The 22,402-nt window shown below is 72.1% G+C and carries 21 protein-coding genes; 8 read left to right on the top strand and 13 right to left on the bottom strand.

What is annotated here, in order from left to right; all coding sequences use genetic code 11:
* Positions 1–112: 112 nt before the first annotated feature.
* Entirely contained in the window at positions 113–595 is a 483-nt protein-coding gene (locus tag IEZ11_RS45845; RefSeq protein ID WP_189269026.1) for a VOC family protein, read from the top strand.
* A gap of 57 nt (positions 596–652) precedes the next feature.
* Here the strand turns inward: IEZ11_RS45845 and IEZ11_RS45840 are convergent, their stop codons facing one another.
* The 4 genes from IEZ11_RS45840 to IEZ11_RS45825 all read right to left on the bottom strand — a co-directional run bounded on the left by IEZ11_RS45840 (position 653) and on the right by IEZ11_RS45825 (position 5,342).
* Entirely contained in the window at positions 653–1,537 is an 885-nt protein-coding gene (locus tag IEZ11_RS45840; protein ID WP_189269025.1) for a geranyl diphosphate 2-C-methyltransferase, read from the bottom strand.
* Positions 1,538–1,593: 56 nt separating this feature from the next.
* The gene (locus tag IEZ11_RS45835) at positions 1,594–2,646 is read right to left on the bottom strand and encodes a family 2 encapsulin nanocompartment cargo protein terpene cyclase (protein WP_189269024.1); all 1,053 of its coding nucleotides are present in this window, start codon (positions 2,644–2,646) and stop codon (positions 1,594–1,596) included.
* Between the two features lie 17 nt (positions 2,647–2,663).
* Complete coding sequence (locus IEZ11_RS45830) at positions 2,664–4,106, bottom strand: family 2B encapsulin nanocompartment shell protein (RefSeq protein WP_189269023.1); 1,443 nt, start codon at positions 4,104–4,106, stop codon at positions 2,664–2,666.
* Between the two features lie 228 nt (positions 4,107–4,334).
* Entirely contained in the window at positions 4,335–5,342 is a 1,008-nt protein-coding gene (locus IEZ11_RS45825) for a zinc-binding alcohol dehydrogenase family protein (RefSeq protein WP_189269034.1), read from the bottom strand.
* Between the two features lie 149 nt (positions 5,343–5,491).
* Between IEZ11_RS45825 and IEZ11_RS45820 the strand changes: the two genes are divergently transcribed.
* Together IEZ11_RS45820 and IEZ11_RS45815 are read left to right on the top strand one after the other, a co-directional pair.
* Positions 5,492–6,286, top strand: a complete 795-nt coding sequence (locus IEZ11_RS45820; RefSeq protein WP_189269022.1) for a VOC family protein — start codon at positions 5,492–5,494, stop codon at positions 6,284–6,286.
* 47 nt (positions 6,287–6,333) lie between these two features.
* Positions 6,334–7,035, top strand: a complete 702-nt coding sequence (locus IEZ11_RS45815) for a ribonuclease H family protein (RefSeq protein ID WP_189269021.1) — start codon at positions 6,334–6,336, stop codon at positions 7,033–7,035.
* Here IEZ11_RS45815 and melC2 read toward each other — a convergent pair whose 3' ends face one another.
* Positions 7,036–7,866, bottom strand: a complete 831-nt coding sequence (gene melC2 / locus IEZ11_RS45810) for a tyrosinase MelC2 (RefSeq protein WP_189269020.1) — start codon at positions 7,864–7,866, stop codon at positions 7,036–7,038.
* Positions 7,867–7,901: 35 nt separating this feature from the next.
* The gene (melC1, locus tag IEZ11_RS45805) at positions 7,902–8,306 is read right to left on the bottom strand and encodes an apotyrosinase chaperone MelC1 (protein ID WP_189269019.1); all 405 of its coding nucleotides are present in this window, start codon (positions 8,304–8,306) and stop codon (positions 7,902–7,904) included.
* A gap of 343 nt (positions 8,307–8,649) precedes the next feature.
* Between melC1 and IEZ11_RS45800 the strand changes: the two genes are divergently transcribed.
* From IEZ11_RS45800 to IEZ11_RS45780, 5 genes are all read left to right on the top strand, one after another.
* Positions 8,650–9,840 carry an FAD-dependent monooxygenase gene (locus IEZ11_RS45800; protein WP_189269018.1) on the top strand — a complete coding sequence of 397 codons (1,191 nt, stop codon included), beginning with the start codon at positions 8,650–8,652 and terminating at the stop codon, positions 9,838–9,840.
* Between the two features lie 95 nt (positions 9,841–9,935).
* Positions 9,936–11,429, top strand: coding sequence for an MFS transporter (locus IEZ11_RS45795; RefSeq protein ID WP_189269017.1), 1,494 nt, complete (start codon positions 9,936–9,938; stop codon positions 11,427–11,429).
* Between the two features lie 5 nt (positions 11,430–11,434).
* Positions 11,435–12,043 (top strand): TetR/AcrR family transcriptional regulator, encoded by a 609-nt coding sequence (locus IEZ11_RS45790; RefSeq protein ID WP_229713765.1) that lies wholly within the window; start codon positions 11,435–11,437, stop codon positions 12,041–12,043.
* Between the two features lie 486 nt (positions 12,044–12,529).
* Positions 12,530–13,513, top strand: a complete 984-nt coding sequence (locus tag IEZ11_RS45785; protein ID WP_189269015.1) for an aldo/keto reductase — start codon at positions 12,530–12,532, stop codon at positions 13,511–13,513.
* Positions 13,514–13,609: 96 nt separating this feature from the next.
* On the top strand, positions 13,610–14,095 hold the full coding sequence (locus tag IEZ11_RS45780) for a DUF6328 family protein (RefSeq protein WP_189269014.1): 486 nt from the start codon (positions 13,610–13,612) through the stop codon (positions 14,093–14,095).
* A 33-nt stretch (positions 14,096–14,128) separates the two neighbouring features.
* Here the strand turns inward: IEZ11_RS45780 and IEZ11_RS45775 are convergent, their stop codons facing one another.
* The 7 genes from IEZ11_RS45775 to IEZ11_RS45745 form a co-directional block, all read right to left on the bottom strand.
* Positions 14,129–14,554, bottom strand: coding sequence for an SsgA family sporulation/cell division regulator (locus tag IEZ11_RS45775; RefSeq protein WP_189269013.1), 426 nt, complete (start codon positions 14,552–14,554; stop codon positions 14,129–14,131).
* Between the two features lie 84 nt (positions 14,555–14,638).
* Positions 14,639–15,676 carry a hypothetical protein gene (locus IEZ11_RS45770; protein ID WP_189269012.1) on the bottom strand — a complete coding sequence of 346 codons (1,038 nt, stop codon included), beginning with the start codon at positions 15,674–15,676 and terminating at the stop codon, positions 14,639–14,641.
* Positions 15,677–15,797: 121 nt separating this feature from the next.
* Positions 15,798–17,420, bottom strand: a complete 1,623-nt coding sequence (locus IEZ11_RS45765) for a serine/threonine protein kinase (protein ID WP_189269011.1) — start codon at positions 17,418–17,420, stop codon at positions 15,798–15,800.
* Positions 17,421–17,620: 200 nt separating this feature from the next.
* A complete protein-coding gene (locus IEZ11_RS45760; protein ID WP_189269033.1) occupies positions 17,621–18,580 on the bottom strand; it encodes a threonine/serine dehydratase family protein in 960 nt (319 codons plus the stop codon).
* 134 nt (positions 18,581–18,714) lie between these two features.
* Positions 18,715–19,392 carry an AIM24 family protein gene (locus IEZ11_RS45755; RefSeq protein ID WP_189269010.1) on the bottom strand — a complete coding sequence of 226 codons (678 nt, stop codon included), beginning with the start codon at positions 19,390–19,392 and terminating at the stop codon, positions 18,715–18,717.
* Positions 19,393–19,448: 56 nt separating this feature from the next.
* A complete protein-coding gene (locus IEZ11_RS45750; RefSeq protein ID WP_189269009.1) occupies positions 19,449–20,792 on the bottom strand; it encodes a CAP domain-containing protein in 1,344 nt (447 codons plus the stop codon).
* 306 nt (positions 20,793–21,098) lie between these two features.
* Positions 21,099–22,325 carry a serine hydrolase domain-containing protein gene (locus IEZ11_RS45745; protein WP_189269008.1) on the bottom strand — a complete coding sequence of 409 codons (1,227 nt, stop codon included), beginning with the start codon at positions 22,323–22,325 and terminating at the stop codon, positions 21,099–21,101.
* Positions 22,326–22,402: the final 77 nt, after the last annotated feature.

Here is a 22,402-nt window from a genome sequence, read left to right as displayed (position 1 = left end):
GTGGGGGCTGGTCGCGCAGTTCCCCGCGCCCCTGAAGGGCGCTGACCGATGAGTTTCCTGGAGAGCACCGGTCGGTACACATGACCGCGTTCCCCGTTCCCAGGAGGTGTCCATGACCACCGACGGATTCACCACGTGTCTCTGGTTCGACGGGCAGGCCGAGGAGGCCGCCCACTACTACGTGTCGATCTTCAAGAACTCCAGCATCGGGAAGGTCGGCCGGTACAACGAGGCCGGACCGGGGGAGGCGGGGTCCGTGCTGGCCGTCGACTTCACGGCCAACGGGCAGAAGTTCGTCGCCATCAACGGCGGACCGCAGTTCAGGTTCAGCGAGGCGATCTCGTTCCAGATCTACTGCGCCGGCCAGGAGGAGGTCGACCACTACTGGGCCAAGCTCACCGAGAACGGCGGCGAGCCCGGCCCCTGCGGCTGGCTCAAGGACAGGTACGGCGTGTCCTGGCAGGTGATTCCGGACGGGCTGATCGAGATGATCGGCGACACGGACCCGGAGAAGGCCGCGCGTACCACCCGGGCCATGTACGGCATGGGCAAGCTCGACATCGCCGCGCTGCGGAAGGCCCACGCGGGGGAGTGAGCCGGACGGAACGGGGGCGGTGTCCGCGGACACCGCCCCCGTGTGCACACCGCAGGATCAGACCCGGTCGGCCACGATCAGCAGGTACTGGAAGCTGCCGTTCTTGTACGCGGTGAGGAACGCGTCCTCGATCCCCGTCACCAGATGGTCGGCCCGCTTGCGCAGTTCCCAGTACGGGATCGTCGCCGCGGTGAGATCCTCCACATGCACCGGCACCAGTCGGTTGGCGGCCATCGCCCGGAAGTACTCCGACCTCGGGTGGATGTCGCAGATGTAGTGCGCGTTGATCAGGGACACCTCACGGGACGCCTGCCCGTAGGCGTTGTTGTAGCAGCCTGTGATCGTCACATAGCGGCCGCCGCGGCGCAGCAGCCGCGCGTGCTCGGCGAACAGCAGCTCCAGCTCGACGTACATCGTGGACTCGTTGTTCCACGAGGCGGCGTACGCGCCGGTCTCGAAGCCGGTGTCCAGCATGTTCCGGTGGTGGTAGCGGACCTTGTCGCCGACCTCGCGCTTGCGGGCCATCTCGTTGGCGAAGTCGGCCTGTTTGGCGGAGATGGTCACCCCGTCCGAGTGGCAGCCGTACCGCAGGTTCGCCACGATGCTGCCGCCGCCGCGCCCACAGCCCGCGTCGAAGACCCGGTCCGCCGGGGTGAGGGCGCCGAGGTGGGAGGCGAGCAGCTCGGCCTGGGCGTGCTCCAGACGGTGCAGCTCACCGGTGACGCGCTCCTTGCGCAGCGCGGGATCGGTCTCGTCGAGCACCGACCAGTCGGCCTCACCGATGCCGTAGTGGTGGTGGTAGAGGTCGTCGATCCTTCCGAGTTCGAGGTTGACCGGGTTCTCCTCGGCGTTCCAGTACTCCGCGACGCTGTTCTGGTACCTGGACTGGGTCGGTACCGGGGCTGACGTGGTGGTCTTCCGAGCGACAGGGGCGGTCGTCAACAGGTTCTCCTCGACGTGTTTCTGACGGTGCTTCGGTTCTTCGCGATGGCTCGGCGCTACCAGTAGTCGGGCAGGTGGTAGCGGTTGGTGTTGGTGGCGTGCCACTCGTGGTTGCCGGCGACCCAGGCGGCCAGCCCCTCGGCGTAGCGCGCGACCAGCGGCGAGGTGGCGGCCAGCGCGGCCGACTCCTCCTCGAAGGCCTCCATGATCCGGTTGTGGATGTCGACGGACTTCAGATACGCCGCCTTCAGCCCGCACCGGTCGTTGGCGGCCACCACCTGGGGCAGGTTCAGGTGGTCCGGGTCGCTCGCCAGCTCCTTGGTGAAGGAGTACAGGTCGTTCATGATCGTGGTGGCGTTGCAGGCGAGGGCCGTCAGGCGCTGGACCTCCGGGCGGGAGTAGATCTGCTCGGGCAGCTCGTAGCCGTCCACCGCGTCGACGAGCGACAGACACGGCCGGAAGTTGTTGAACTGCCGCATCACCAGGTACTCCCAGACCCGCGGTACGTACCCGGTCTCCATCCACGCGGCCTCGCCCAGGTAGCCCATGTGCAGCCGGGCCATGTCGTGCACGAACCGGGCCGTCTGGCTGGGCGTGGCGAAGCCGGCGTAGTCCGCGAGGGCGTGCTGGTACGAGCGCAGCGGGCCGTCGGCCCGGATCCCCTCGCGCCACTCCTCCTCCAGCTCCGGGATGCCGTGGAAGGGGTCGAGCGCCGACTGGGCGATGATCAGCGGGCCGCCGAGACCCCGCCGGGATCCGCCCCGCCCCTCATCCTCCTCGCAGTAGCAGGAGTCCACGATGTTCTCGGCGAGCAGCAGCTTGCCGGCGGCGGTGAGCCGGTCCAGGTCGAGGCCGCCCGGATGCTGGAGGGCGACGGCCCGGCCGAACTGGAAGCCGGCGAAGTCCCCCTTCCAGGCCGCGGGGAACAGGTCCAGCTCGCGGGCCCAGGCCTCCAGCCGGCGGTCGAGTTCGGCGGCCTTCTCCGGGTCGGCGGGCACCGCCGGACGGTAGTGCAGTCCGGGGACCGCGCCGGTGCGCCTGGTCGGGCGCAGCCGCTCCGCGATGTTCGGCGGTCCCGGCAGGGCGTAGGAGGTGGTGGTCGTGGTCATGGATGTGCTCCAGGCCGTCAGTCGGCGGTGCGGCCGAGCTGGACGTTCTCCAGGATCCCGGCCGCGTCGGGGACCAGGACGGCGAGCGAGTAGTAGGCGGTGACCAGGTAGTTGACGACGGCCTGCTCGTTGACGCCCATGAAGCGGACGTTCAGGCCGGGCTGGAACTCCTCGGGGATACCGGTCTGGTAGAGGCCGATGACCCCCTGGTCGGCCTCGCCGGTGCGCAGCGCGATGATGCTGCTGGTGTGGTCGTCGCTGATCGGGATCTTGTTGCACGGGTAGATCGGGACCCCGCGCCAGGCCGGGATCTCGTGCCCGTCGACGTTAATGGACGGCGGTACCAGGCCGCGCCGGTTGCACTGCCGGAAGAAGGCCGCGATCGCCTTGGGGTGCGCCAGGATCACCTTGGTCTTGCGGCGCATGGAGATCAGCTCGTCCATGTCGTCCGGGGTCGGCGGACCGGTGAACGAGCTGATCCGCTGCCCGTAGTCGATGTTGTGCAGGAGTCCGAACTCCCGGTTGTTGACCAGCTCCCACTCCTGGCGCTCGCGGATCTCCTCGACCGTGAGGCGCAACTGCTGCCGGGTCTGGTCCATCGGGTGGTTGTAGAGGTCGGCGACCCGGGAGTGCACCCGCAGCACGGTCTGGGTGAGCGACAACTCGTACTCGCGCGGCGCGAGGTCGTAGTCCACGAAGCCGCCCTTGAGGGTCGGCTCGCCGGTGTGGCCGGCCTGTACCGGCACCTCGGCCTCGCCCTTGCGGTTCATCGGCAGCCGCTGCCGGTCGACATACGCCTGCAGATGGGCACCGAGCGACGGCACCCGGTCCATGATCTCCGCGGTGACCGCCCACGGCAGCGCGAGGACCACGCCCGCCGTCTCCGCCCGGACCGAGGTGAGCCAGAGCGGGTCGGTCTGGCCGACCGCCTCGTCGCCCATCTGGTCGCCGTCGGTGACGACCCCGACGATCTCCTCCTCGCCGTACTTGCCGGCCGCGTACCGGATGAACCGGCCGTGCACCACCAGGTAGGTCTCGGTGACCGGCTGCCCCGCCTCGAACAGCACCTGCCCGGCGCGGACCTCGCGGGGCTGGAACCGGCCGGCGAGCTCGGTCAGCGCCTCCAGGTCGTCGTAGCCGCGCAGGATCGGCAGCTCGGTGAGGGTCCGCGGGATGACCCGGATGTCGTCCCCGCCGTTGTGCTCGAAGCTCACCCGGCCCCGCCCGGTACGCAGTTGGAGGCGCCGGTTGACCCGGTAGGTGCCGCCCCTGACGTCCACCCACGGCAGTGTCCTCAGCAGCCACCGGGAGGTGATGGCCTGCATCTGCGGCTCTGACTTGGTGGTCGTGGCGAGCTGGCGTGCCGCCCGGGTGCTCAGGCTGGTGAGCTGCCCGTCGGCGGTCGGATCCGGCTCGGGCTCGTCGACGGCGGAACCGATGACGCTGTCCGGTGTGGACACTTTCCCTCCAGCAGAGCGGTGAACAACGGTGACCCGAAAGGTCGGTGGTGTGCGAGGTGGTGGTGCGCACGGACAAGCCAAACAGCCCTGGTGATCTACGGGTACGGCGCGAAAGGGGCGGTTGCATGGCTTAGTTGCGCAAACCTGGTGTTCGTGGTGGAAAGGGTGGTGTATCGCGATCGTGCGCCGGTCGCCCGCTCTCGTGCCCGGTCCGCGCGGGGGTTGGGCTCAGGAAAGGTCGTTCACCAGCACCGCGGCCCCGTCGAAGCGCCCGGCCTTCAGGTCCCGCAGCGCCTGCGGGGCCTTGGACAGCGGGTAGGCGTGGGTGGTCGCGCGCACGCCGTGCCGCTCGGCGAGGGCGAGGAACTCCCGCCCGTCGGCACGGGTGTTGGAGGTGACGCTGCGCAGTTCCCGCTCGTAGAACAGCTCGCGCTCGTAGTTCAGCGGCGGTACGTCGCTGAGGTGGATGCCCGCGACCGCGAGCACCCCGCCCCGGTCCAGGGCGCGCAGCGCGACCGGCACCAGGTCGCCGACCGGCGCGAACAGGATCGCGCTGTCCAGCGGCTCGGGCGGCGCCTCGTAGGCGTCCCGCGCCGAGGCCGCGCCCAGCTGCACGGCCAGCCGCCGCGCCTCGGCACCCCGGGTGAGCACATGCACCCGCGCGCCCTGGGCGAGCGCCACCTGCGCGCACAGGTGGGCGCTGCCTCCGAAGCCGTACAGGCCGAGCCGCCCGCCCGGCGGGAGCGAGGCCCGGCGCAGCGCGCGGTGACCGATGATGCCGGCGCACAGCAGCGGGGCGAGCGCGATGTCGTCGAGGGCACCGGGCAGCCGGTAGGCGAAAGCGGCGGGCACGGTCGTGTACTCTGCGTAACCGCCGTCGGCGTCCCAGCCGGTGTACTCCGAGTGCGGGCACAGGTTCTCGGCGCCCCGCCGGCAGTACGCGCACTTCCCGTCGGTACGCCGCAGCCAGGCCACCCCGACCCGGTCGCCGGCCGCGAAGTCCACGACCCCGGCGCCCGTCCCCGCGACCGTGCCGACCACCTGGTGCCCCGGGGTCACCCCGCTCCGGTGCACCGGCAGATCGCCCTCGGTGACATGCAGATCGGTGCGGCACACCCCGCAGGCCCGCACCCGCACCAGCAGCTCGTCCGCCCCGGGCACCGGCAGCGGCCGTTCGACCAGCCGCAGCGGATCCGCCTCGACCGGTCCGGGCCGCTCGACCGACCACGCCCGCATCACGTCCGCCATGCCGCGCCCCGTCCGCCGAAGGCCGCCCGCTCCCCTCCCCAGTGTCCGCCGGAGTCCGGCGTTCGGCGCGCGGGCGGACTCCCCGGTGACTAGCGTGAGGAAGCGGGAGAATCCGCTCGATCGGAAGGGCCGCGGAGATGGCGGTACAACCTGAAGGAACCCCCTGCTGGGCCGACGCGATGTTCAGCGACCTGGAGGGGGCCAAGAGCTTCTACGGCGAGGTCCTCGGCTGGACCTTCGGCGAGTCGTCCTCCGAGTACGGCAACTACACCCAGGCCTACGCGAACGGCAAGGCGGTCGCCGCCGTCGTACCGCCCATGCCCGGTCAGGAGGGGCAGTCGCAGTGGTGCCTGTACCTCGCCTCGCCGGACGCCGCGGCCACCGCCGAGCGGATCCGGGCGAACGGCGGCGAGGTGCTGATGGAGCCGATGCAGGTCGGTGACTTCGGCACGATGTGCCTGGCCCGTGAGCCCAGTGGCGCGGTGTTCGGCATCTGGCAGGGCGGCGTCCACGAGGGCTTCGAGGCCACGGCGGTGCCCGGCGCCTACTGCTGGGCGGAGGTCTTCACCCGCGAGCCGGAGAAGGCCGACCCCTTCCTCGTGAGCGTCTTCCCCTACACGGTCCGGCAGATCGAGGACGGCAACGTCGACTTCCGCACCTTCAACCTCCGCGAGCAGCCCGTGCTCGGCCGGATGCGGATGACCGACGACTTCCCGCCCGAGGTGCCCTCGTACGTCAACGTGTACTTCACCGTCGCCGACTGCGACGAGGCCGTCGCCAAGGCGACCAAGCTCGGCGCGGTGCTCCGCTTCGGGCCGATGACCAGCCCCTTCGGACGGATGGCGGCGCTCAGCGACCCGCAGGGCGCCAATTTCTCGGTGATCGACGTCACGACCACCGAGGGCGAGATGCCGTCGGCCACGGACGTCTGACCTGCGCTGATCCTGGACCACGGCCGGGCACCCCGCCCGGCCGTGGCATGATCGGGCGCATGCGTGAACGAGTGGTGGCCGCGTGCGACGGGGCTTCTAAGGGAAACCCGGGACCGGCCGGCTGGGCCTGGGTGGTGTCCGACGACGCGGCGACTCCGGCCCGCTGGGAGGCCGGGCCGCTCGGCAGGGCCACCAACAACGTGGCCGAACTGACCGCCCTGGAGCGGCTGCTGACGGCCGTCGCCCCGGACGTGCCGCTTGAGGTGCGGATGGACTCGCAGTACGCGATGAAGGCCGTCACCACCTGGCTGCCCGGCTGGAAGCGCAACGGCTGGAAGACCTCCGCGGGCAAGCCGGTCGCCAACCAGGACCTGGTCGTCCGTATCGACGAGCTCCTCGACGGCCGTACGGTCGACTTCCGGTACGTACCCGCCCACCAGGTCGACGGCGACCCGCTGAACGACTTCGCCGACCGCGCGGCCAGCCGGGCGGCCGTGGTCCAGGAGGCCGCGGGCAGCGCCCTCGGCTCCCCGGAGCCGCCGCCGTCCCAGGCGCCCGCCGCCTCCGCGACGGCCTCGCGCCGCAAGGCGGCGCCCCGCAAGAGCGCGGCGGGCGGCTCCTCGGCCCGCACCATCAAGGCGAAGTTCGCCGGCCGCTGCCTGTGCGGCCGCTCCTACGCGGCCGGTGAGTCCATCGCGAAGAACCCGAAGGGCTGGGGCCACCCGGAGTGCCGCACGGCGGAGGCCTGATCAGGCTTCCAGTGTGTCGAACGTGTAGAACCTCGTGTGGTCGAGCAGGTCCGCCGGCCGCACGTCGTTCCACGGCTTCATCGTCTCGTCCAGGTCCACCACGTCCGGCGTGCCCCCGCCCGGCAGATAGGCCGCCTCCGGGTGCCGGCGCCGCCAGCGGGCCCAGAGCTTGTCGATGAAGGCGTGGTGCAGCCAGAACACCGGGTCGTTGGGGGAGACCCCGGTGGCCATCTGGCCGCCGACCCAGACGTGGACCCTGTTGTGCAGGTTGACCCCGCGCCAGCCCTCCAGGTGGTTCCGGAAGCCGTCGGAGGCGCTGTTCCAGGGCGCCATGTCGTAGGTCGCGATGGACAGCACCGAGTCGACCTCGTCCCGGGTCGGCAGCTCGCGCACGCTCGTCCCGAGCGACCTGCGCAGATAAGTACGCCCGTCCACGCGGACGTTGACCGGCCAGTTCCCGGCGGCCGCGGCGAACGGCCCGTCCGTCACCCGCCCGTCCGAACTGCGTCCGGTGCCGCCGAGGAAGTCCGGCGCCCACAGCGCGGCACGCACGGTCCGGTCGGCGCTCCAGTCCCAGTAGGGGAGTGCGACGGAGGAGTCCACCGACTGGAGGGCCTGCTCGAAGTCGAGCAGGAACCTGCGGTGCCAGGGCAGGAACGACGGCGAGCGGTGGCCGGTGCGCTCCGAGTCGTCGGTGTCGGACATGATGAAGGCGTTGTGCGTGCGCACGAAGTCGTCGTAACGCCCGCTGCGCTTCAGCTCGATGACGGAGGCGACGAAGCGCCGCTTCTCGTCGGCGGTCAGACTGGCCTGGTTCTTGCGTACGGTCATGTGCGGGGTGCTCCTGGTGCGGTCGGTCGGGGCGGTCAGTTGGCGAGGAACGGCAGCAGCGCGGCGCCCTGCAACTCGTCGACCGCGGCGCGCGCGGCGGCACGCGGGGTGGCGACCGGGTCGTAGTGGCTGACCACGCTGATCCAGCTGCCGTCGGCGTTCCGCATGACGTGCAGTTCGACGCCGTCCACGAACACCGCGTATCCGGTGCCGTGTCCGTGGTGGTGACCGCCCGTTCCGTCCATCCCGCCCATGTCGCCGGTCCCGGCCGGCCGGCCCTGTATCCGGCGGCCCCGGTAGACCTCGTCGAAGGGTTCGAGTGGTCCCCCGTGCGAGTGGCCGGCGGCCGAGGCGCCGGGCGCGACGCGGGTCTGGACGCCGGCCGCGGCGGCGAGCGCGGCCGCCGCGGTGAGGGCGCGACGGCGGGTGAGTTCGGGCATGCGGATGCTCCTGTGACGGGTGCGGGTGATGACCCTCTATGCCTATCCGCCGGTTCCGGAGCGGGAGAAATCGCCCGGATCGGGTTGGCTGCGATCAGGACAATTGACTACATGTCATACAGGATTGAACAAAGATGATCTTGCCGGGACGGCGGTACCGCCGGACCCGGAACGGGGAATTCCTTGCTCGGGCGGGCGGCTTTCCGGTGATCTTTCGCGGCCGTCCGCCGTCCGGGTGGCGTGGCTCACGGCGCCAGACTGGCGCGATTCGAGAACCCGGCCGAGCGCCTTCGCGCTGCTACCCTCCGGTGCCAATTGACCACGTTCGGTGAATTCCAGGGGTGTGCGCGTGAAGGTCGTCTGTGTCGGAGGCGGGCCCGCCGGCCTGTATCTCGCGATCCTGCTCAAGCGGCAGAACCCGTCCCACGACATCACCGTCCACGAACGCAACCCCGAGGGCTCCACCTATGGCTGGGGCGTCACCTACTGGCGCGCCCTGCTCGACCGGCTCCACACCTACGACCCCGAGTCGGCGCAGGCCATCGAGGAGAGCTCGGTGCGCTGGACCCAGGGCGTCGCCCATGTCCGCGACCAGGTGACCCGGCAGCCCGGCGACGCGGGCCACGGCATCGGCCGCCACCGCCTCCTGGAGATCCTCGCCGAACGCGCCCGGGGCCTCGGCGTACGGCTGGAGTTCGAGGACGAGATCACCCCCGAGAACCTCCCCGAGGCCGATCTTGTCGTCGCCGCCGACGGCATCCACAGCACCCTGCGCACCCACCACGCCGACCGCTTCGGCGCCGAGGTCACCGAGGGCCGCAACCACTACGTGTGGCTCGGCACCACCCAGGTCTTCGACTCCTTCACCTTCGCCTTCGCCGAGACCGGGCACGGCTGGGTCTGGTGCTACGGCTACCCGTACGACGACGGGCACAGCACCTGCGTCATCGAGTGCGCCCCGGACACCCTCACCGGCCTGGGCCTCGACGCCATGGACGAGGCGGGCCGGCTGACCGTGCTGGAGAAGCTGTTCGCCGGCATCCTCGACGGCCGCCCGCTGACCGGCGGCGCCTCGGCGGCCTGGCCGGCCTTCCGCACCCTCACCAACCGCACCTGGCACCACGGCAACCTGGTCCTGCTCGGCGACGCCGCGCACACCACCCACTACTCCATCGGCGCCGGCACCACCCTCGCCCTGGAGGACGCGATGTGCCTCGCCGACGCCCTGCGCGAGCACACCGCCCTGCCCCAGGCGCTCGCCGCCTACGAACACCGGCGCAAGGCCGAGATCGTCTCCGCGCAGAGCGCCGCCCGCCTCAGCGCCCAGTGGTACGAGAACCTGCCCCGCTACATCGGCCTGCCCCCGCACCGCATGTTCGCCCTGCTCGGCCAGCGGCACTCGCCCCTGCTGCCGTACGTCCCGCCGCAGCTCTACTACGGCCTCGACAAGGCGGCCGGACGGCTGGAGGTGCTGCGCCGGTTCAAGCGGTGGCTCGGGCCGAGGGCGGCACGCGCCCTGCACGTCCGGTCGTAGGCGGCGTACGGCCGCGGAATGTTGGTGAAAGGCCATTCACTCGATAGGGTGAATTCGTATTCACCTCCTTTTCCGTGTCGCCCGCAGGAGTGCCGATGGACCAGCCCGCCCCGACAGTCGGCTCCCCGGGACCGGCCGCCGCACCGCCCCCGCTGCGGGCGCGGTTGACCATCCCGGTCCTGGCCTTCGGCGGGATCCTCATGGCCGTCATGCAGACGGTGGTCGTGCCCCTTCTGTCGGACCTGCCCCGGCTCACCCACTCCTCGGCGGGCGCCGTCTCCTGGATGGTCACCGCGACCCTGCTCGCCGGGGCCGTCCTCACGCCGGTGCTCGGCCGGGCCGGCGACATGTACGGCAAGCGGCGGGTCCTCACCGGGGCCCTCGCGCTGATGACGGTCGGCTCCGTGATGTGCGCCCTGTCCTCGGACATCGCGGTGCTCATCGTCGCCCGCGCCTTCCAGGGCGCCGCCGCCTCCGTCGTGCCGCTGTCGATCAGCATCCTGCGCGACGAACTCCCGCCCGAGCGCCGGGGATCGGCGGTGGCGCTGATGAGTTCCACCGTCGGCATCGGCGCCGCCCTGGGCCTGCCGCTGGCCGCCCTGGTCGTGCAGTACTACGACTGGCACACCATGTTCTGGCTGACCGGCCTCCTCGGCGCGGTCGGGGTCGCGGCCGTCTGGTGGGCGGTGCGGGAGTCGCCGGTGCGCCAGCCCGGCCGGTTCGACGTCCTCGGTGCCCTCGGACTGGCCGCCGGACTGACCTGTCTGCTGCTCGGCGTCTCCCAGGGCGGCCAGTGGGGCTGGGGCAGCCCGCGTGTTCTCGCCCTGTTCGGCGCCGCCGTCCTCGTGCTGGCCCTGTGGTGGTGGCAGCAGCTGCGGACCGACGAACCCCTGGTCGACCTGCACCTCGTGACCCGGCCCCGGGTCGGCCTCTCCCATGTCGCCGCCCTGCTGACCGGGTTCGCCTTCTACACCAACTCCCTCGTCACCGCCCAGCTGGTGCAGGCCCCGAAGGCCACCGGGTACGGCCTGGGTCTGTCCATCGTGGCCACCGGTCTCTGCCTGCTCCCCGGCGGCGTCACCATGCTGCTGTTCTCCCCGGTCTCCGCCCGGATCTCCGCCACTCGGGGCCCGCGCATCACCCTCGCCCTCGGCGCCGCCGTCATCGCCTGCGGATACCTGGTCCGCATCGCCGACAGCCGCGACCTCTGGATGATCATCCTGGGCGCCACCGTCGTCGCCACCGGCACCACCCTCGCCTACTCCGCGCTGCCCACGCTGATCCTGCGGGCCGTCCCGGCGAGCCAGACCGCCTCCGCCAACGGCGTCAACGTCCTCATGCGCACCATCGGCCAGGCCACCTCCAGCGCCGCCGTGGCCGCGGTCCTCACCCACCACACCAGCCTCGTCGGCGGCGCCCCGGTCGCCACCCTGCACGGCTACCTGCTGGCCTTCGCGATGGCCTGCGCCGTCGCCCTGGCGGCCGGCGCCGCCGCTCTCTCCATACCCGGCGACAGCACTCCGGGCGACACCCCCCGCGCCCGGGACCGGGCCGGGAGTGCGCGGGACGACGCACTGGAGGGAGCATGACCTCCGTGACCACCCGATCCGCCGGCACCCCCGCCGAGCCCGACCCCGCGCCCGCCCGCCGGGACGCCGAGGCGACCAAGGCGGCCATCCTCAGGGCCGCCCGGTACCTCCTCGCCCGGCACGCGCACGCCGACATCACCCTCAAGGACGTCGCCGAACGCGCCGGGGTCAGCGCGCCGTTGATCCTCAAGTACTTCGGCAACAAGGACAGCCTGTTCGCCCGTGTCATGTCCTTCGACACCGACGCGGCCGCCCTGCTGGACGCCCCCCTGGAGGACCTCGGCCGGCACATGGTCCGGCACGTCCTGGAGAGCCAGCGCGACCGCGGCGCCGACCCGCTGCTGCGGATCGCCTTCGCACCCCTGCACGGCGACCACGGGGACGTGCTGCGCGCCAACTTCCGCGCCCACGTGGTCGACGCCCTCGCCGCCCGGCTCAGCGGACCCCACCCTGGCCTGCGCGCCGAGCTCGCCGTCGCCCAGCTCATCGGCCTGGGCGTGATGTACGGCATCGCCCGCGGCCCACGGCTGCGCGACTCCGCCGCGGCCGACATCGGCGACATCGCCGCCCGCTACGGCCCCGCCGTCCAGGCCCAGCTGACCCCCCGGCCCTAGCCCGCCCCGGCCCCGGCCGGGCTCCGGCGTCGCCGGCAGCACCTCGGCGGACCGGCGTGGGGCGGCCGGCGGCCGGTGGCCGTCCCCGGCCCGGGCCGTCGGGAGACCACCCATCCCGGCTCGACGCCGGGCAGCGGAATCCTGGCCGGACCAGCGACCGGGGCGCACGCCCACGGCCCGGCCGCGGTGATCACGCCCACCCGGTCGCGTGGGGCGCAGCGGTACGGCACGGCCTCCGCCGGGAAGCCGGGCGGCTCGGCGGCGGTCACCGCGGGATCCGCGGCCGGCGGCAGGTGGAGCGGAGGCGAACGCGGCGGCGGACCGCGGGAAGCCCCGAGGGCTCCGGCCGTCTGCGGGAAGGAAGCCGTCCGGCGCACCCCGGATCCCCGTCCGCCGCAGTCACCGGCGCGAGAGAAGTACGTACCGGTGGGCAGCGGTGCACCGGTCCATGACAGCGTTGTCGGTGGCGGATGACAGACTGGCGCCATGGACGAACGCGTAATCGGCAGGTCGGGACAGCGGGCATCGGTCGTCGGCCTCGGCACATGGCAGCTCGGCGCCGACTGGGGCGAGGTGGACGACAAGGAGGCGCTCGCCGTCCTGGAGACGGCGGCGGAGTCGGGGGTGACGTTCTTCGACACCGCCGACGTGTACGGCGACGGGCGCAGCGAGCAGACCATCGCCGCCTTCCTGCGCGGCCGGCCGGACCTGCATGTCCTGGTGGCCACCAAGATGGGCCGCCGGGTCGACCAGATCCCGGAGAACTACGTCCTGGACAACTTCCGCGCGTGGAACGACCGGTCGCGCCGCAACCTCGGCGTGGACCGCCTGGACCTGGTGCAGCTGCACTGCCCGCCGACCCCGGTCTACTCCTCCGACGCGGTGTACGACGCCCTGGACACCCTGGTGGCGGAGGAGCGCATCGCGGCCTACGGCGTCAGCGTCGAGACCTGCGCGGAGGCGCTCACCGCGATCGCCCGCCCGGGTGTGGCCAGTGTGCAGATCATCCTCAACCCGTTCCGCATGAAGCCGCTGCACCAGGTGCTCCCGGCCGCCCGGGAGGCCGGCGTCGGCATCATCGCGCGCGTGCCGCTCGCCTCCGGGCTGCTGTCCGGCAAGTACACCAAGGACACCGTCTTCGCGGCCGACGACCACCGCACCTACAACCGGCACGGCGAGGCCTTCGACCAGGGCGAGACCTTCTCCGGGGTGGACTACGCGACGGGCGTCGAGGCCGCCGCAGAGTTCGCCGCCCTCGCCCCCGAGGGGTACACCCCGGCCCAGCTCGCCCTGCGCTGGATCATCGACCAGCCCGGTGTGACCACGGTGATCCCGGGCGCCCGCAACCCGGAGCAGGCCCGCGCCAACGCGGCCGCCGCGAAGCTCCCGGAGCTGTCGGCGCGGACGGCCACGGCCGTCCGTGACCTGTACGACCGCCGGATCAAGGACCAGGTGGAGAGCCGCTGGTAGCAGCGGTGCGGGCCGGGGGAGCGGCGCCCTGCCGCCGCCCGGCCCGGCCGCCTGTCCGCGCTGTTTGAAGGACCGCCCGCCGGTTACCCGTGGTCCATGACCGACCAGGAGCGGCGGACCGGGCGCGACGAGACGGAGGAGGAGCGCGCCGACCGGATGTGGGGCGAGCTCATACAGGAAGTGCGCGTCGCCCAGACCGGTGTGCAGATCCTGTTCGGCTTCCTGCTCACCGTCGTCTTCCAGCAGAAGTACGCCGAACTGTCCGACACGGACAAGACGATCTACGTCATCACCGTGATCCTGGGCGCGTCCGCCACCGGCGCCCTCATCGGCCCGGTCTCCCTGCACCGGCTGGTCGCGGGCCGCAAGGTGAAGCCGCAGGCGGTGCGGGTGGCGTCCCGGCTGACCTCGGTCGGTCTGTTCCTGCTGCTGGTCACCATGACCGCCGCCCTGGTGCTGATCCTCCGGGTGGCCACCGACGGCGGCCCGGTGACCTGGGTGGTGGTGGCCGTCGTCGTCTGGTACCTGATGTGCTGGTACGGCCTGCCGCTGTGGTCCCGGCACCGTCACACCACCCGCTGAGCCACCTCCGGGGGCCCGCGCGAGTACGGCTGCTCAGCCGGTGGCGAGGATCTCCGCGAGTACGTCGTCCACGGGGAACTCCTCCCGGCCGGGCGGCACCGCCATGTAGGTGTCGCTCAGGAAGGACGCCAGCGACGGCGCCCAGGCGAACACCACCGCGTGATGGCGGGTACCGCTGGGCAGGGGGTCGCCGAGGAAATCCATACGCACTTCCCTCCAGCGCCCCTGCCGTACGGGACGCAGTCGTACGTCCCCGACTCCGACCGGCTCTCTCAGCCCGTCGTTCAGCATCTCGCGGTCCAGCCGCCACCGGGCGAGCACCCGGCCGTCCAGGGTGAACACCGCGGTGACGGCGAACGGGTCACCGGCGTCGTACGACAGATGGGCGAGGACGGGACAGCGACCCGTCCCGTCCGCCCGGAGCTGTACGACCAGGGTCCTGTGCACGATGGGGTTCACGCGAGTGGCCTCCGAGAACGATCGGCTTGGTGCCCTCTAGTACCCCTCTCACGGCAAAAACGCTCAATCCTGAGCGGAATTGCCCTACGCGTCCTGCGTGCCCCTGGCGCCGCGCAGTGCGGTCAGGCAGGAGCCGATGGCTTGCTGGAGGTCCTCCAGACGCTGGACCATGTCGTCCTCGTAGAAGTCCTGGGCGTCGTCGAAGGTCAGCTCGTCGAACGCCCTGGTCGCCTTCTGGAGGCTGTTGTAGAACCTGGTGCGCCGCTCCTGGACCCGCAGTTCGGGGTCGGCCTCCACCGCCTCCACGACCAGGTTCTTCATGGTGTCGAAGGCCTCGGTCGCCCAGTCGCCGGTGTCCTCGTCCTCGTCCAGTTCGTCGAGGAGCGACAGATGGCGCTCGGCCTCCTGGCGCAGCCCGGCCGGTGCGTCGACGGTCTGCCCGGCCGGGGTCTTGATCTGGCCGGACTCGGCGATCTGCCGGACGTAGCCGATGCGGTCGGCCGAGCGGCTCTCGGTGGCGACGGCCTTCTTCAGGTCGGCGGTCCGAACCACGTCCCTGGCCAGCACGGTCTGCAGGTCCGGGTCCTCCTTGATGCGGTCGAGAAGGGCCGAGCGGGCGGCGCGGGCGGTGGACGGGTCGGCGAGGATCGCGGCGCGCAGCGCGGTGGGGTTCTCGGCGACCTCCAGGGCCTTGGTGGGCCGGATGCCCTCGGCCTCGGCGGCCTCCGCGATGGCGGTGCCGCGTTCGGAGGTGGCGCTGTTGCGGGAGACGTAGTACTCCGACCAGACGTCGGAGTCCGGGAGTTCCACCTCCTGGCCCGGCGCGAGGGCCTCGAAGTGCGGGACCACACCGTCGTCCGCGGCCTTGTCCCAGGCCTTGTAGTAGCGCATGACACGATCCGCGGAGCAGCCGGCCAGTTCGGCGAACTCCTTCGCCGAGACCTTCGGCGTCTCGTCCGCGCCCTGTCCTCCCGGCCGCACGCTGCGGGCCACCATCAGCCCGAACGTCCAGCCTCCGGTGCGCACATACGCGCCGAACTCGCGCGCGTCCCGCGCCACCAGGTCGGACAGGGGAGCCGGGGACGCGCTGGACGTCTGGGACGGGTCGATCGCTAGGGTCACGGAGGACACTCCTGAAGGCTGCCGGACTGCATGGGTACCGACGGGCAGCCTATCGACCCATTGGCCATGGTTTGCCACACCGTCGATCACCGGCGGAGCGCGTCGCACGGCACCCGGCGCGTCAGCCCGCCGTGGAGCGGAACGTCTCCAGGAAGGTCTTCATGGCGAGCTGGTCGGCGGCGTCGTCCCAGGCGGCGGCCGGTGCCGTGATCCGCAGGGAGAAGCTGCGGCCGCCCCCGAGCAGGAAGCCGCGGCCGAAGGTGTGCACCCGGTCGGCGCCGGTACCGGAGAGCCACTCCATGTCGGCCGCCTTGTGCCCCTGGTAGGTGGTCGCCTTGATCTCGCCGACCAGCTGGTAGCCGTCCAGCTTCTCCAGTCCCGGCTCCACCTCGTCCCGCCAGATCGCGACCGGGTCCGGGCCCGCCTGAGTGCTGTAGGTGACGGCCAGGGTGCGCAGGTCGTCGCCGCCGGGGCCGAAGGTGATCCGGTAGGCGACGTCGTCCCGCTGGGTGTCGAGGCGCTTCCAGCCCTTCGGGAGCGCCACCGAGAACCCCTCCGGGGCGGTGTAACGGCGGAAACCGGCCGGCAGGGCACCCGCGGTGGCCGTGGCCGCCGTCGAGGGGGACGCGGAGGCGGAGCGCGACGGAGCGGGGGAGGAGGGCGTCGTCCGGGACGGGGAGGAGCTGGGGGTGTTGCCGTCCGTACGGTTGGCCGGGTCGCCGGCCGTGGCGGAGGCGCTCGGGGCCGAGCCCGCCGAGGAGGCGCCCGGCAGACCCTGGGTGGCGGCCAGCACCGCGACCGACACGGTCACCACGGCCAGCGCGGTCCCGCCGATCATGGTGGTCCTGCTCCACCCCGAGGCGCGGGCGGCCACATAGGCACCGCGCAGCCGGGAGACGGGGGCGGACTCGACCACCGCCTCCGGATCCTCGTCCAGGACACGTGTCAGCGCCTGACGTACCACCGTCCGGCTCAGCCGTTCGCGCGAGTTCTTCCGCAGCAGCCCCTGTATCACCTGGGTCAGCGGGCCGGCCCGCAGCGGGGTGCGCAACGGCAGCCGGTCCACGCCCTTCAGGGTGGCTTCGGCCTTGCCCCGGTCCCGGAACGGCGGCCGCCCCTCGACCATCGTGTAGAGGATCGCGCCGAGCGCCCACAGGTCGGCCGAGGGACCGATGCGCTCGTCCCGGGCCTGCTCCGGCGAGGCGTACGACGGCGCGGTGACCCGGGGCGCCAGCGTCGCGCCGGCCAGGCCGAACCCGGTGACGACGACCGGGCCCCGGTCACGGACGAAGATCTGGCCGGGGCTGAGCTCGCCGTGCGTGTAGCCGTCGGCGTGCGCGGCCTCCAGGACGTCCAGCACCTCCAGCCCGATGCGGGCGGCCCGTACGCAGTTGAACGCGGGCTCCTGGGCGAGCAGTTCGCTGAGCGGGGTGCCGTCGATCAGCTCCGTCACCGTCCAGAGCGTGCCCGCCTCCTCGAAGGCGTCGATCACCATCGCGACCCGGCCGGGCCGCAGCGCGCTCATCACCTCGGAGGAGCGCAGGATGCGGGCGGTGGTCCGGCGCACGGTGTCCGCGGTGGGCGGCTCGGGAAACGCGACCTGGGTCACCAGGCGCGGTCGCTCGGCCTGCACGTCCTCCGCGTACCAGCTGATGCGGTTCGGCTCGCGGTCGGCGACTTCGAGGAGCCGGTACCTTCCGGCGACCAACTCTTGTGCGGAGACATGCGCCTTGACCATCGTCATCCCTCGCTGAAACCCCTGCCTCGTCATTGACCAGAAGTACGGGGGACGCTCCCGGGTTTGTTCAAAGAATCTGCAACTCGGGTACCCTTCTTGCCTTTTATTCAACTGGCGGCACCAGCTGGGAACTTGTGGAAAACAATGTATGACCGGGCCACGACCTGCGGGTAACCGACGGTAAAAGCCCGGGTGCGGTGAGCTGGTCAGCCGAGTCCGAAGCGCTCGGTCCACTCCGCGATCTCCCGGTGCGTCACATTGCCCCCGCACACCACGAGCCCGATCCGCGCCCCGTCGCCGACCCGCTCCCGCACCTGCCGGGCCGCGGGCAGCAGACAGCCGGCGGCCGGCTCGGCCCACACCTTGGCGTGCTCGGCGAACTCCAGACTGCCCCGCACGGCCTCCCGGTCCGGCACCACCAGCACCTCCTCCACCAGCGCCGCGGCATGGTCGTACGTCAGCCGGGACACGGACGGCGCGCTGAGCGTCGTCACGATCGACGACACCTCGACCGGCAGCGGACCGCCCGCCGCGAGCGCCTCGGACATGGCCTGCGCGCCCGCCGTCTCCACGCCCCACACCCGCACCCCGGGGCGACGGGCCCGCAGGGCCGCCGCGACGCCCGCGATCAGGCCCCCGCCGCCGATGCTGACGAGCACGTCGGTGAGGTCGTCCGCGTCCTCGGCGAGCTCCAGGCCCGCCGTGCCCTGTCCGGCGATCACCACCGGGTCGTCGAAGGGGTGGACCAGGGTGAGCCCCTCGTCCCGCAGCCGGGGCACCAACGCGAACGCCGAGTCCATGCCGCCGGTGCGGCGCACCGACGCGCCGGCCGCCTCGACCAGCGCGATCGACCGGGCGGGTGCCGTCCGGGGCATCACCACCGTCGCCTTCACATCGAGGGCCGCGGCCATCACCGCGAGGGCGATGCCGTGGTTGCCGCCGCTGACGGCCACCACGCCGGCCGCCCGCTCGGCCTCGCTCAGCGACAGCAGCTTCGCGGTGGCACCGCGCGCCTTGAAGGAGCCGGTGCGCTGGAGGAGTTCGAGCTTGGCGGTGACCGGGACGCCGAGCAGCTCCGACAGGCCGGTGCTCGCCAGGGTGGGGGTGCGTACGACGTGTCCGGCGATCAGCCGGGCCGCGGCTTCGATGTCGGAGATGCCGATGATGCCGTTCAAGGCCGTTCACCTTTCCGGCGCGGGGGCGACGGTCCGCGCCGTCCGCACCCTCACCCGGCCGGACCGCCCTGGTCAACCCGGACCGGCCGGGGCGGCCGGACCAGCGGGACCAGGGCGGCCGGGTGTCAGTGCTGCTGTGCCTTCTGCGGGGTCGCCTCGCTCGGCCGGACCACGACGTACCCCTCGCCCTGGAGCATCAGCTGGACCGTTTCGCCCGAACCGCCGCGCAGCATCGACCCGATGGACTGCGAGCGGTGCAGCGAGGTCTGCAGATGCGTGGTCCAGCCCACCACCGCGTCCGTGTCGACGTACACCGGGGCCTGCGGCGAGACCGGGATCACCAGCGGGTTGCCGTCACAGATCAGACCGAGCTTGCCGTGTCCGGAGAACACGCTGTTGAACAGGCCGCCGCCGGCGATGCCGGAGCCCTTCACCGTCCTGATCTCGTACGCCAGCGTGGCGTCGAAGCACAGGACGTTGCGGCCGTTCACCGTGAACTGGTCGCCCGGTTCTATCTCCACGATGAAACAGTTCTGCGCCTCGTGCGCGAACCAGGCCTCGCCCTGGCCCTGGACGGACATCAGCGGCAGCCCCTCGCCGGTGACCGCCCGCTTGAGCATTCCGCCCACGCCCTGGCCCTTGCGTTCGAACTTCAGACTGCCGCGGTGCGCGATCATCGCGCCCTGGCGGGCGTGCATCTCGCCGTTGACCGCGTACCTGAGGCACTTCGCGTTCTCGACCGTCAGGCCCGGCTCTAGCGCCGGTGCCACCATGTGCTGACTTGAAAAGAGATCACCCTTCATGCCGGGCATGGTGTCCCGGAGGCACCCGTTCCGCCAAGATCACGGACGGTATCGGTTCAGGCACCGAACAGCTGGGTCCAGTAGGTGCCCGCCCGGCCGCCGCCGGCGAAGCCGATGCCTATGTGGGTGAAGTCCGCTTTGAGGATGTTGGCCCGGTGGCCCGGGCTGTTCATCCAACCGTCCACCACCTCCGCCGCGGACCGCTGCCCGCAGGCGATGTTCTCGCCGATGGTGCGCCGCCGCGAGCCCGCGGCGGCGGCCCGGTCCCAGGGCTGGGTGCCCTCGGGGGAGGTGTGCGCGTAGAAGTCGCGGGTCGCCATGTCCGTGCTGTACGCCTGTGCGGCGGCGGCCAGCTGCGGATCCACCGCGAGCGGCCGCAGCCCGCTCCGGGTCCGCTCCCGGTTGGTGAGGTCGACCACCTCGGCACGGGTGCGGGTCAGTTCGGCCTGGGTGAGGGGTCTCGCCCACAGGGCGGTCCAGTAGGTGTCCCCGTCCCGCGGGCCCCGGACGTGGGCGAGTCCGGCGTGGGTGAACGCCGGGTCGAGCAGGGTGCGCCGGGCGTCCTCGGTGCGCAGGCAGTAGTCGACGAACTCGGCCGGCGTGCGGGGGCCGGAGACGAGGTGCTCGCCGACCGTGACATAGGCGAATCCGGTGTCGCTGATCCGCTGGTGGACGGAGACGCCGTCGCCGCTCTCGGTGGCCAGCCGGCCGGCCTCGGCCATCGCTCCGGCGTGTGCGCGGGCGGCCGAGGCCAGCCGGGCGTCCGGGGCCACCGGCGGGCGGCCGGCCCGGGCGCGGGCGGCGTTGACCTGGCCCAGCAGTCCGTCCGGATCGGGCAGCGCGGCCGTCGAGGGGCGGGCCGGCGAGGCCGCCGTGCGCTGGGCCGGGATGGTGGCACGGAAGCCGTCGGCGGGCTGCCGGTCCTCGACCACGTCGACCCCGAAGTCCCGGGCGATCCCGGCCAGCCCGTCCGCGTATCCCTGGCCGATCGCGCGCAGCTTCCAGCCGGTGCCCCGGCGGTATATCTCGGAGAGCAGCAGCAGGGTCTCCGTCTGCGGGCGCGGCGGTGCGAAGCGGGCCACCGTGCGGCCGAGGCGGTCGGTCACGTGCAGGGTGGCGGCGGGCAGCCGGCCGAGCGGGGTGCCGGGCTCGGCGGCGGTGACCGTGAGGGTGACGCGCTGGGCACCGGCCCGCAGCAGGGCCGGTTCCACGGTCAGCCGGTCACCGCGCAGCCGGACGCCCGGTGCGTCCGGCTGGTTGAAGAACACGAAGTCGGCGTCGCCGCCCACCCTGCCGCTCTCGTCGGTGATCAGGGCCGACACGTCGAAGGGACCCGGCACCCGCAGCGTCAGCGCGCCGTCCGGAAGGGGCAGGTTGCCCCCGGGGACCAGCTCGCTCATCTCGCCGCCTCCACGAGGTCAGGGGCCGGACGTCGCGCCCGGTGGGGGAGTCGCCGGTTGAACGTCCGGCCCGGGCACGAGGTTCCCGGGGCTGTGCGGTGTGTCGGGCCGCGGACGCGGGGTCGTCCACGCCCGCCTGCGGCATCGCCGTAGGCGGGCGACGTCCTTCGGCCCGCGGCGGGAGTTGCCCCCGCTGCGGCAGCGGCCTGTCTGTTCGGTCCCCCCCGGCCTTGCGGCCGGACGCTTCCCGACGACCCCGCTCACCCGGCCGAGGCCGGGTCACGGCTCGTCCGCAGCCTTCCGGCGCTACTGCTCCCGGGGCGCGGCCGGAGCCACGTCCTCCCGCTCCAGCGGCACGGTCGCGCCGCGCGTGGAACTCTGCTTGCCGCAGAACGCCGGCTCCAGGGTGGTCGCCAGCGTGTTGAGCACGTCGGAGCTGTTGGAGGCGTTGGCGAGCGCGGTGAGGCTGCGCGTGCCGTCGGCGGTGGTGAAGGCGTACGTGTAGTAGCCCTGGACGGCGCCCGTGTGGCCGTACACCGAGATCCCGCAGGACAGGTCGCGGCGGCGCAGCCCCAGCCCGTAGGAGGTGGTGGAGTTGACGCGGGTGAAGCGCTCCATCTCCGCGAGGCGGGCGGCCGACGTCAGTCTGCCGCGCACCAGCGCCGAGTAGAACGTGTCGAGGTCGCGGGCGCTGGAGATGATGGCGCCGGCGCTCTGTGCCCAGGACACCGTCTGGTCCGTGGCGTCGACGGGCGCGGCGCCCGCCCGGTCCGCGGTGAGGTAGCCGCTCGCGTGCTGTCCCGGGATCTTCGTGTCGGGGTGCACGTAGAAGGTGTCGGTCAGGTGCAGCGGCTTGAAGATGCGGTTCTCGTACTCCGTGCGCACGCTGTGCCCGGTGAGCTTCTCGATCAGCATGCCGGCGACCACGAAGTTGGTGTTGGAGTACGAGTAGGCGGCGCCCGGCGCGTTGGTGCGCGGCTTCTTCAGGGACAGGTTCACCAGCTGGCGGTAGGTGAAGACCTTGTCGCGCACCGACTCGAAGCCGGACACGCTGCTGGCGAACAGGTCGTTGGTGTAGTCGTACAGACCGCTGCGGTGGCTCAGCACGTGCCGCACGGTGATGCGGTCGTCCGGCAGCAGCCCCGGCAGGTAGTGGTTGACCGATGTGTCCAGGGCGAGCCTGTGCTCGTCCACCAGCTGGAGCAGGACCACCGCCGAGAACGTCTTGGTGACACTGCCCACCCGGAAGCGGTCCGTGGTGGTGAGGGCCCGCCGGGTCGTGCGGTCGGCGACGCCCTGCGCGGCCCGGTGGACCTGGGTGCCGTCGTCGATGCGGGCCATCGCGCCGGGCGCGCCCTTCGCCACGACCGAGCGCAGCACCGCGGCCAGCCCCGCGGTGTCGGGCGCCGGCAGCGCGGCGGCCGGGCCGCGGGCGGCCGGCGCCCTCAGGGGCGCCGCCTGGGCCGGGACCGCGAGCAGTGACAGCGTCACCGCTCCGAGCACCGCGCTTCTGCACACCATTGCCGAGACCATGCGGACGTGCTCCTCTCCGTGCTGCCTTCGATGCGAGATGAGTCACATCCGGTTCAGGGAACCCTCTCGCATCCCGT

Source organism: Streptomyces fuscichromogenes (assembly GCF_014645815.1).
GTDB lineage: Bacteria > Actinomycetota > Actinomycetes > Streptomycetales > Streptomycetaceae > Streptomyces > Streptomyces fuscichromogenes.
This window is presented reverse-complemented; position numbering and strand designations above follow the sequence as displayed.

Bases quoted from the DNA above. Each gene is read 5' to 3' on its own strand.
- IEZ11_RS45845 (WP_189269026.1), top strand. From the start codon at position 113: ATGACCACCGACGGATTCACCACGTGTCTCTGGTTCGACGGGCAGGCC.
- IEZ11_RS45815 (WP_189269021.1), top strand. From the start codon at position 6,334: ATGATCGGGCGCATGCGTGAACGAGTGGTGGCCGCGTGCGACGGGGCT.
- IEZ11_RS45755 (WP_189269010.1), bottom strand. From the start codon at position 19,392: ATGAAGGGTGATCTCTTTTCAAGTCAGCACATGGTGGCACCGGCGCTA.
- IEZ11_RS45820 (WP_189269022.1), top strand. From the start codon at position 5,492: ATGGCGGTACAACCTGAAGGAACCCCCTGCTGGGCCGACGCGATGTTC.
- IEZ11_RS45835 (WP_189269024.1), bottom strand. From the start codon at position 2,646: ATGACCACGACCACCACCTCCTACGCCCTGCCGGGACCGCCGAACATC.
- IEZ11_RS45825 (WP_189269034.1), bottom strand. From the start codon at position 5,342: ATGCGGGCGTGGTCGGTCGAGCGGCCCGGACCGGTCGAGGCGGATCCG.
- IEZ11_RS45785 (WP_189269015.1), top strand. From the start codon at position 12,530: ATGGACGAACGCGTAATCGGCAGGTCGGGACAGCGGGCATCGGTCGTC.
- IEZ11_RS45780 (WP_189269014.1), top strand. From the start codon at position 13,610: ATGACCGACCAGGAGCGGCGGACCGGGCGCGACGAGACGGAGGAGGAG.
- melC2 (WP_189269020.1), bottom strand. From the start codon at position 7,866: ATGACCGTACGCAAGAACCAGGCCAGTCTGACCGCCGACGAGAAGCGG.
- IEZ11_RS45795 (WP_189269017.1), top strand. From the start codon at position 9,936: ATGGACCAGCCCGCCCCGACAGTCGGCTCCCCGGGACCGGCCGCCGCA.
- IEZ11_RS45750 (WP_189269009.1), bottom strand. From the start codon at position 20,792: ATGAGCGAGCTGGTCCCCGGGGGCAACCTGCCCCTTCCGGACGGCGCG.
- melC1 (WP_189269019.1), bottom strand. From the start codon at position 8,306: ATGCCCGAACTCACCCGCCGTCGCGCCCTCACCGCGGCGGCCGCGCTC.
- IEZ11_RS45745 (WP_189269008.1), bottom strand. From the start codon at position 22,325: ATGGTCTCGGCAATGGTGTGCAGAAGCGCGGTGCTCGGAGCGGTGACG.
- IEZ11_RS45765 (WP_189269011.1), bottom strand. From the start codon at position 17,420: ATGACGATGGTCAAGGCGCATGTCTCCGCACAAGAGTTGGTCGCCGGA.